Origin of the sequence: Streptomyces sp. NPDC086077 (genome assembly GCF_040686175.1) — a bacterium.
Taxonomy (GTDB): Bacteria; Actinomycetota; Actinomycetes; order Streptomycetales; family Streptomycetaceae; genus Streptomyces.
The window spans coordinates 1-8120 of the sequence record NZ_JBFBJT010000225.1; the positions used below are offsets into that span (position 1 = coordinate 1).

Genomic DNA, 8120 nt, shown 5'->3' on the forward strand with positions numbered 1-8120 from the left:
GTGGTCTTGCCGGCGCCGTTCGGGCCGAGCAGCGCGAACACGGAACCGGCCGGGATGCGCAGGTCGATGCCGTCGAGGACGGTCTTGTCGCCGTAGGACTTGCGCAGCCCGTTCGCAGCGATGGCCAGGTCGGTCATGAGAGGGACTCCTTCTTCACAGGCTGCGGGCGGTGACGTCGCCGTAGGCGGTGGTCGCGTGGAGGGTCAGGCCGGCGTCGGCGCCGTCGCTGTTCTTGAGCGTGTTGCTGATCCGGCCGTGGCTGGTGCCGGCGTCCAGGGAGGCGGAGACCCCCTGGGCGGCGCCGACCGAGATGTCGCCGTGCTCGGTGCGCAGCGTGACGGTGCCGCGCACGGCTTCGGCGATCCGGATGTCGCCCTTCTGGGTGCTGATCTCGCCCGGGCCGCCGAGCCGGCCGACCGAGATGTCGCCGGCGAGGAGGGTGAGGCGGGCCTGTGCGGCCTCGTCGAGCTTGACCGAGCCCTGCGCGCCCTCGAAGGCGACGTCGCCGAGCCGTCCGACGCCCCGGAACTCGGCGGCGGCGGCCTTCGCCTCGATCCGGGAGCCGGCCGGCAGCTGGACCGTCACCTCGACGGATCCGGAGGCGCCGAGGACCCGGTTCCGCGCCGCAGGCACCTCGATCCGCAGGACACCGTCGCCGTAGGCGACCTCGGTCTGCTCGGCCGCCTTCATGTCGCGGCTCTTGCCGGCGTCCGCGGGGAGGACCTCGACGGTGGTGTCGGCCCGGTCGGCGGCGATGAACCGGATGTGCCCGGCGGGGATGTCGAGGACGACGGAGACCGGGGCGGGAGTGTCGAACTTCTGCATGGTGCTCTCCTTCATCTGCGTCGCGGGCCTTCCGCCGGCACGCTGTTTCCGATGTCGTGAACGCTACGTTGCATTCATGCATCAGGCAACATGCTCGTTGCGTTGGATCGCGAAACTCCCATGTCAAAGCCTCGATTTCATTGCAATGACCCTGGGGATAACGCAACGACGCTCCTCTGTTCGTTGCAATGAAATGGAGGTGAACGCTATGCTGGGACCTCACGCGCCACGAAGGAGACCGGGATGCCGGGAGGCAGACTCACCCAGCAGGAACGTCAGCAGATCGCGCTGGGACTGGCCGACGGCCTCGCCTACGCGGAGATCGCCAGACGCCTCGACCGACCTACCTCGACGATCACACGCGAGGTGATGCGCAACGGCGGACCCACCGGCTACCGCGCCGACCTCGCCCACCGCGCCACCGAACGCCGCACCCAGCGCCGCAGGCAGACCGCGCCCCGGGGTACGCAGGCGCCCCCGCAGGCGCACGGTCGCGACGCCGAGGCCGTGCGGGCGTACGAGGAACTGCTCACCTCCGTGTTCACGCAGTCGGGCATGCCCGCGATGATGTCCCGGGTCATGGCCTGCCTCACGACCACCGACGAGGGCAGCCTCACCGCGTCCGAACTCGTCCAGCGCCTCCAGGTCAGCCCGGCGTCCATCTCGAAGGCGGTCGCGTTCCTCGACGGCCAGGGCTTCGTTCGCCGGGAGCGCGACGAACGCCGCCGCGAGCGGTACGTCGTCGACGACGCCGTCTGGTACGAGTCGACGATGGCCAGCGCCCGCGCCATCGCCCAGGTCGTCGAGACCGCGCGACAGGGCGCGGCCGTCCTCGGCTCCGGCACTCCGGCGGCCGTGCGCCTGGAGAACATCGCCCGCTTCCTGGACTACGTCTCGGAGAGCACGGCCCGCGCGGCGGAGCAGGCCCGCGACATCCTCCAGACGACAGCGGGGGCGGGCGTGGACGGCACGGACGAGCAGGGTTCAGATCACTGACGCACAGGCCGTGTCGAGGGTCACGGCGATGGGGCGATGGACGGTGGACGGCGCCGGGGTCGCGGCGCAGCTGGTTCCAGTGCTCCCCCAGTCGCCGGCCTCGGTCGCGGTGGCGGTCGTCGGTCCTGCAGACGCGGCACGTCGCCCGGTGGACTGCCCAGCGCCAGAAGGCCAGTTGGACAGGACTCCACCGCTGCTCCGTGACCGGTCCGCCGCTCAGGGCCGCGTGGTGGCGGCGGAGTTCCTCGACCGACAGGGCCAGGTGCCGCAGGTGCGCGATTCCGGCCGGGAGGCCGAGGGTGGGGCTTGTCACCGCCAGGAGGCGCCGTGCCTCACGGAGGCCTGCGTGCGCGGCGATCCGCACCTTGGCGTCCTCCGGCGCGGCCGGCACGGCGGCCTCGACCTCGCGGACGACGCCGGTGAGTTGCCCGTGTAGACGGAGTGCGATTGCCTCCGGCTCCTCCGGGCCGGGCGGTCCGGCGTCGCTGACGCGGCGGTGACCGGTGGGACTAGCGGGGGCGTGCGGGTGGGGGGACGGCGATGGCCGTGCCGGTGGGGAGCCGGAGGGGCCGGAGCGGGGCGCCGTGGGCGGCGTGGCGCCCCGCTGCGGACAAGGTCAGCCGAAGGCGCGGACGGCCTGGTAGTACGTCCAGGCGGTGCTGTTGCAGGCCGTCTTCGTGGCGCCGCTGTAGCCGTTGCAGATCCGCTTCAGGTCCTCGTAGAAGGCGCTGTCGAGGCGGTCCTTGTTGGCGTTGAAGGAGCCCGCGGCCTTGTAGTTGCGGTAGCCGAAGTCGTGGCGCGCGCAGGACGAGGAGAAGGGGAAGCCGAAGGGGTTGTCGGGCGAGGTGGAGCAGTAGTCGGTCGACCAGTCGAAGCCGTACGCGGCCCAGGCGCCCTGGTTCGCGCGGGCCGCGGCCCAGGCGTTGTAGCTGGACGCGCTGGTCTGCGTCCAGCTGGACAGGACCTGGGGCTTGTCGGCCGGAGCGGCCCCGGCGGTCGTCGCGGTGGCGACGACGGTGACCAGGGAGAGGGTCGTGGTGGCGAGAGCGGTCGCGAGTCTGCGGTGCATTCCCACACCTCCATGAGGCTGTTGCCCGCCAGTCGGGCTACAGGTTCATGACAAGATGATTGACATCGCGACAGCTCTTTCACACCGCACCGGCCGAAAGGATCTCTGAACTCTCGGCGCGGTCCGGGGATCGGAACATGAACCTCCGGGGCGGAAGTGACAGAACGTCACTTGAGCGCCGCGTGCGGCGCCCTGGACATGACTCGGCCGCGGCGGCTCCCCTCCGCGCCGCCGCGGCCGTACCCGTCGGGTTGCTCAGTTGGCCGGCTCGCTCGTCGCGTGCTGGTCCTGCGTGGTGAGTTCCTCGTCGGTGGCGTGCTGGTCCAGCAGCTTGGCCTCACCGCCCGTGGCGTGCTGGTCCTGCGTCGTCAGCTCCTCACCGGTGGCGTGCTGGTCCAGCGGCTTGACGACGGGCTCGCTCTTCTTCTCGCTCATGACGGTCAACTCCCGGTTCATTTCTCAGGCCAGAGGTCCGACGCCCGGACAGCGACTCCCCCGCGGGCCGCCGTCCGGGCGTCAATCGGCCGATCAGACTAACCTCACGGCCCCGGCGTCGCTCCGCAACCCCCGCCTGCGGAGAACGACATGAGCGAGCATGCCGGACGCCGATAAACGTTCGCTGAACGCCCTGCTCCCCCGAGGCCTCAAGCCACCGCCGCCGGTGTCAGCAACCCGCGCACCTCGTCCGCCTCCGGGGCGTCCAGGTCCTCGTAGATGCCGAGCGCCTCCCGCCAGCAGACCTGGGCGCGGCCGGTCTGGCCGATGCCGTTCAGGGCGCGACCGAGGACGGTGAGCACCAGGCCGCGGCGCCACTCGCCGCCGATGCCGCGCAGCACGGTCAGCGCCATCTCCGCGTTGGACGCCGCCTTGGCCGGGCGCCGGGCCGCGAGGTCCACCTCGGCGAGGCGGAAGAGGGTCATGCCCTCCCAGAGGCGCTGGCGGCTGTCCCGGAAGGTTTCCAGCGCCTCCCGCAGGCTCTCGGCCGCCAGCCGCAACTCGCCGCTGCGGGTGAGCGCCAGCCCCAGCGCGTAGCGGCCGTTGGCCCCTCGCAGCGCGTTGCCCATCCCGTCGTAGATGTCGATGCCCTGCTGGGCGAGGGCGATGGCGCTGTCGACCCGCCCGGTGGCGAGGTGGATCCGGGACAGGTTGCACAGGGCGCTGGCCTCGCCCGGCCGGTTGCCGTTGGCGCGGAAGTTGTCGATCGCCGCGTTGAGGTGCAGTTCCCCCTCGGCGTGGCGGTTCTGGTAGATCGCGATGATGCCGCGGGTGTTGGGTGCCCAGCAGCTGGCCACCGGGTCGGCCGCGTCGCGCGCCATGCGCAGGGCCTCGACGGCCGCCGCGTCGGCCTGGTCGAAGCGTCCGGCGACCATGTGGACGTCGGTGAGCGTGGTCAGCGCGCGCCCGGCCGCCCACGCGTCCCGGGCGGCGTGGGCCCGCTCCAGCGCCGCGTTGGCGGCGATCTCGTACTCGCGTGCGTTGGCCCCGGACTCCGCCAGGTCCTTGGCCGCCCACAGCAGGTCGACCGCCCGCCGCAGCCGCCCGTCGCCCACGGACCGGCGCACGCAGGACAGCAGGGCGCCCGCCTCGGCGTAGAGCCAGTCCTGGGCGGCGTGCCGGTCGGAGAAGGACAGTCCCGGGTACTTCGTCACTTCCAGGTGGTCCACCAGCCGGTCGCCCGGCCGCTCCATCGCGTAGACCCCGGCGGCGGTGGCCAGGTAGAAGTCCAGCAACCGCGACATCGCCGCCTCCCGCTCGCTCGGCGGGTGCTCGTCCCGTTCGGCGCACGCGCGCGCGTAGAGCCGAACGAGGTCGTGGAAGCGGTAGCGGCCGGGTGCCGCCGATTCGAGCAGCGACATGTCCACGAGGGACTCCAGCAGGTCCTCGGCGTCCTCGGCCGCCAGGTTCAGCACCGCCGCCGCCCCGGCCAGCGAGATGTCCGGCCCCTCCGCGAGGCCCAGCAGCCGGAACGCCCGTGCCTGGGCGGGCTCCAGCTGCCCGTACCCCAGCTCGAAGGTCGCCTTCACCGCCAGGTCGCCGGCCTGGAGTTCGTCCAGCCGACGGCGTTCGTCGCCGAGCTTGGCCGCGAGGACCGAGACCGTCCAGGTGCGGCGGGCCGCGAGGCGGGACGCGGCGATGCGGATCGCGAGCGGCAGGAAGCCGCACGCGGCGACGACGTCCAGCGCCGCCTCCCGTTCGGCGGCGACCCGCTCCTCGCCCACGATCTTCGTGAAAAGCGACAGCGCCTCGTCGGGCGACATCACGTCCAGGTCGATCAGGTGCGCCCCGGCCAGGTCCACCATCCGCGCCCGGGAGGTCACCAGCGCCGCGCACCCGTCCGTGCCGGGCAGCAGCGGCCGTACCTGGGCGGCGTCGCGGGCGTTGTCCAGGAGCACCAGCACCCGGCGGCCGTCCAGCATCGACCGGTACAGCGCCGCGCGCTCCTCCAGGGAGTCCGGGATCGCCGCGTCGGGTGTGCCGAGGGCGCGCAGGAACGAGCCGAGCACCGTCTCCGGCTCCGCGGCCCGCGAACCGGCGCCCTGGAGGTCGACGTACAACTGCCCGTCCGGGAAGGCCGACCGCGCCTGGTGCGCCACATGCACCGCCAGCGTGGTCTTGCCGACCCCGCCGATCCCGGCCAGCGCCGACACGGCCATCACCCGGCCGCCCGCCGAGGCCAGCACCTCGCTCAGCTCGGCCACGAACGACGCCCGTCCGGTGAAGTCGGGCACGGTCGCGGGCAGCTGCGCCGGGCGCACCAAGGCGGCGGGCGGCTCGGCGGCGGGCGCCGACGGCTCCGCGAGCCCCGGGTCGGCCGCCAGGATCCGCTGCTGCAACTCCCGCAGTCCCGCGCGGGGGTCGACGCCCAGCTCGTCCGCGAGCAGGCGGCGCGTGTCGGCGTAGACCGCGAGCGCCTCCGCCTGCCGGCCCGAACGGTACAGCGCCAGCATCAGCAGTTCCCGCAGCCGCTCGCGCAGCGGGTGCGCCGCCGTCAGCGCGGTCAGCTCGGAGACGGCCTCCGCGTGGCACCCCTGCTCCAGGTCCATGTCCAACCGGGATTCGAGGAGTTGCAGCCGCCACTCCTCCAGCCGTACGCGCTGCGCGTCGGCGTACGGCCCCGGCACGCCCGCCAGCGCCTCCCCGTCCCATTGGTCCAGCGCCCGGGCCAGCGACTCGCGCGCCCGGCCCAGGTCCCCCGCGCCGCGCGCCTTCTCGGCCTCGGCCGCCAGGTCCTGGGCCACCGCCAGGTCCAGCGCGCCGTCCCCGACCGAGCGGATCGCGTAGCCGCCGGACTCGCTGACCAGCACGTCGGGGTCCAGCGCCTTGCGCAGCCGCGAGGCGTACGTCCGCACCGCCGCCAGCGCCCGCGAGGGCGGCTCCTCGCCCCACAGCGCGTCGATCAGCTGCGCGGCGGTCGCCGTACGCCCCTCGCGCAGCAGCAGCGCGGCCAGCAGGGCGCGTTGCTGCGGGGAGCCCGTGGCGAGCGGCTCGCCGCCGCGCCAGGCGCGCACCGGTCCGAGCACACCGAAGCGCAGCGTGACGGGTTCTCCCGCTCCGCCCGGACGCCTCTGTGCCGGCACCCCGTCCATAGCCGTCCCCCTAGACAACATGAGCAATGCTGTCAGTTTGCCTTGCTCGGGCGGATGCGTCAGCCGCCCGAGACCGCGGTCACAGCTGGGCGCACGGGATCCCACAAGCCCCACACACCCTCTTCGCGCACTTCCGCACTGACCTGAGCACGAAGGGCCGTCCGAGATACACCCCAGTCACCCAACCAGATAGCTGACGCACCGTCAGATCAGCGCTACCGTGCCCCCATGGACACAGGATTCCCGCAGATCATCTCCGTGGACGACCACACCGTCGAACCGCCGAACGTCTGGCAGGACCGCCTCCCGAAGAAGTACGCCGGCACCGGCCCCCGCATAGTCCGGGCCCCGCTGAAGGAGATGAGCTTCCTCGGCGGCCGCTTCAAGCCCGTCATGGGCCGGCCCGGCGACGACGGCCCGACCGGCGACTGGTGGATCTACGAGGACCTGCACCGGCCCCTGACCCGCCTCGACACCGCCGTGGGCTACAGCAGGGACGAGATCAAGCTGGAGATCATCACCTACGAGCAGATGCGCCCGGGCTCGTACGACGTCCCCGCCCGCCTCGCCGACATGGACGTCAACCACGTCCAGTCCGCCCTCTGCTTCCCGACCTTCCCGCGCTTCTGCGGCCAGACCTTCACCGAGGCGAAGGACCACGAGCTCGGCCTGCTGTGCGTCCAGGCCTACAACGACTGGACGGTCGAGGAGTGGTGCGGGCCGTCGGCCCGGGGGCGGCTCGTACCGCTCACCATCATCCCGCTGTGGGACGCCGAGCTGGCCGCGGCGGAGGTCCGCCGTAACGCCGCACGGGGCGTCCGCGCCGTCGCGTTCTCCGAGATACCCCCGCACCTCGGTCTGCCCTCCGTCCACACCGACGACTGGGACCCCTTCCTCGCCGCGTGCGACGAGACCGGCACGGTCGTCGCGATGCACATCGGCTCCAGCAGCCGCATGCCCTCCACCTCCGCCGACGCGCCGCCCGCCGTCGGCTCCACCATCACCTTCGCCAACTGCTGCTTCTCGATGGTCGACTGGTTGATGAGCGGCAAGTTCGAGCGTTTTCCCAACCTCAAGGTCATGTACGCGGAGGGCCAGATCGGGTGGATCCCGTACATCCTGGAGCGCGCCGACGTGGTCTGGGAGGAGAACCGGGGCTGGGGCGGCGTCGCCGACAAGGTCCACCGGCCGCCGTCCGAGCTGTTCGCCGAGCACGTCCACGGCTGCTTCTTCGACGACGCCTTCGGGCTGCGCAACCTCGACTCCATCGGCGTCGGCAACGTGCTCTACGAGACGGACTACCCCCACTCCGACTCGACCTGGCCGAAGTCCAGGGAGGTCGGCGAGGCCCAGATGGGGCATCTGGACGCGGACGTGGTCGAGCGGATCGTGCGCGGCAACGCGATCGAGCTGCTCGGTCTGACGGAGGACGGGCTGTGGCCCGGGGCGAAGCGGTGACCGGCTCGGACGGCGGCGGCACCGCTCCGGAGTACGGCATCCAGCTCCCGGTCCAGTCCCAGAGCACCCTCTACGCCGAACCCTGGGAGGCCGGCGCGGGACGGGACGAGCTCGTGGCCGTCGCCCGCGCCGCCGACCGCGCCGGGTTCTGCTACGTCGCCTGGTGCGACCACGTCGGCGTCCCG

The 8120-nt window shown here is 72.4% G+C and carries 7 protein-coding genes and 2 pseudogenes; 3 read left to right on the forward strand and 6 right to left on the reverse strand.

The window, feature by feature from the left end:
• The coding region (locus AB0O67_RS35125; RefSeq protein ID WP_365459451.1) for an ATP-binding cassette domain-containing protein at positions 1–137 on the reverse strand (137 nt) is incomplete at its 3' end.
• 16 nt (positions 138–153) lie between these two features.
• On the reverse strand, positions 154–825 hold the full coding sequence (locus AB0O67_RS35130) for a DUF4097 family beta strand repeat-containing protein (RefSeq protein WP_365459433.1): 672 nt from the start codon (positions 823–825) through the stop codon (positions 154–156).
• A 243-nt stretch (positions 826–1068) separates the two neighbouring features.
• On the opposite strand from AB0O67_RS35130, the gene AB0O67_RS35135 reads away from it, so the two are divergent.
• Positions 1069–1821, forward strand: a complete 753-nt coding sequence (locus AB0O67_RS35135; protein ID WP_365459436.1) for a helix-turn-helix domain-containing protein — start codon at positions 1069–1071, stop codon at positions 1819–1821.
• A 286-nt stretch (positions 1822–2107) separates the two neighbouring features.
• Here the strand turns inward: AB0O67_RS35135 and AB0O67_RS35140 are convergent.
• From AB0O67_RS35140 to AB0O67_RS35155, 4 genes and pseudogenes are all read right to left on the reverse strand, one after another.
• Positions 2108–2269, reverse strand: a pseudogene (locus tag AB0O67_RS35140) (hypothetical protein); the annotation flags it as partial.
• A 168-nt stretch (positions 2270–2437) separates the two neighbouring features.
• Positions 2438–2890 (reverse strand): phospholipase, encoded by a 453-nt coding sequence (locus tag AB0O67_RS35145; RefSeq protein WP_365459439.1) that lies wholly within the window; start codon positions 2888–2890, stop codon positions 2438–2440.
• Positions 2891–3145: 255 nt separating this feature from the next.
• Positions 3146–3325: a hypothetical protein gene (locus AB0O67_RS35150; RefSeq protein WP_365459442.1), complete on the reverse strand. Its 180-nt coding sequence runs from the start codon at positions 3323–3325 to the stop codon at positions 3146–3148.
• Between the two features lie 209 nt (positions 3326–3534).
• On the reverse strand, positions 3535–6477 hold the full coding sequence (locus tag AB0O67_RS35155) for a BTAD domain-containing putative transcriptional regulator (RefSeq protein ID WP_365459445.1): 2943 nt from the start codon (positions 6475–6477) through the stop codon (positions 3535–3537).
• A gap of 228 nt (positions 6478–6705) precedes the next feature.
• Between AB0O67_RS35155 and AB0O67_RS35160 the strand changes: the two genes are divergently transcribed.
• Entirely contained in the window at positions 6706–7935 is a 1230-nt protein-coding gene (locus AB0O67_RS35160) for an amidohydrolase family protein (protein WP_365459448.1), read from the forward strand.
• Positions 7914–8120: pseudogene (locus AB0O67_RS35165) on the forward strand (LLM class F420-dependent oxidoreductase); the annotation flags it as partial. The gene AB0O67_RS35160 and the pseudogene AB0O67_RS35165, both read left to right, overlap by 22 nt.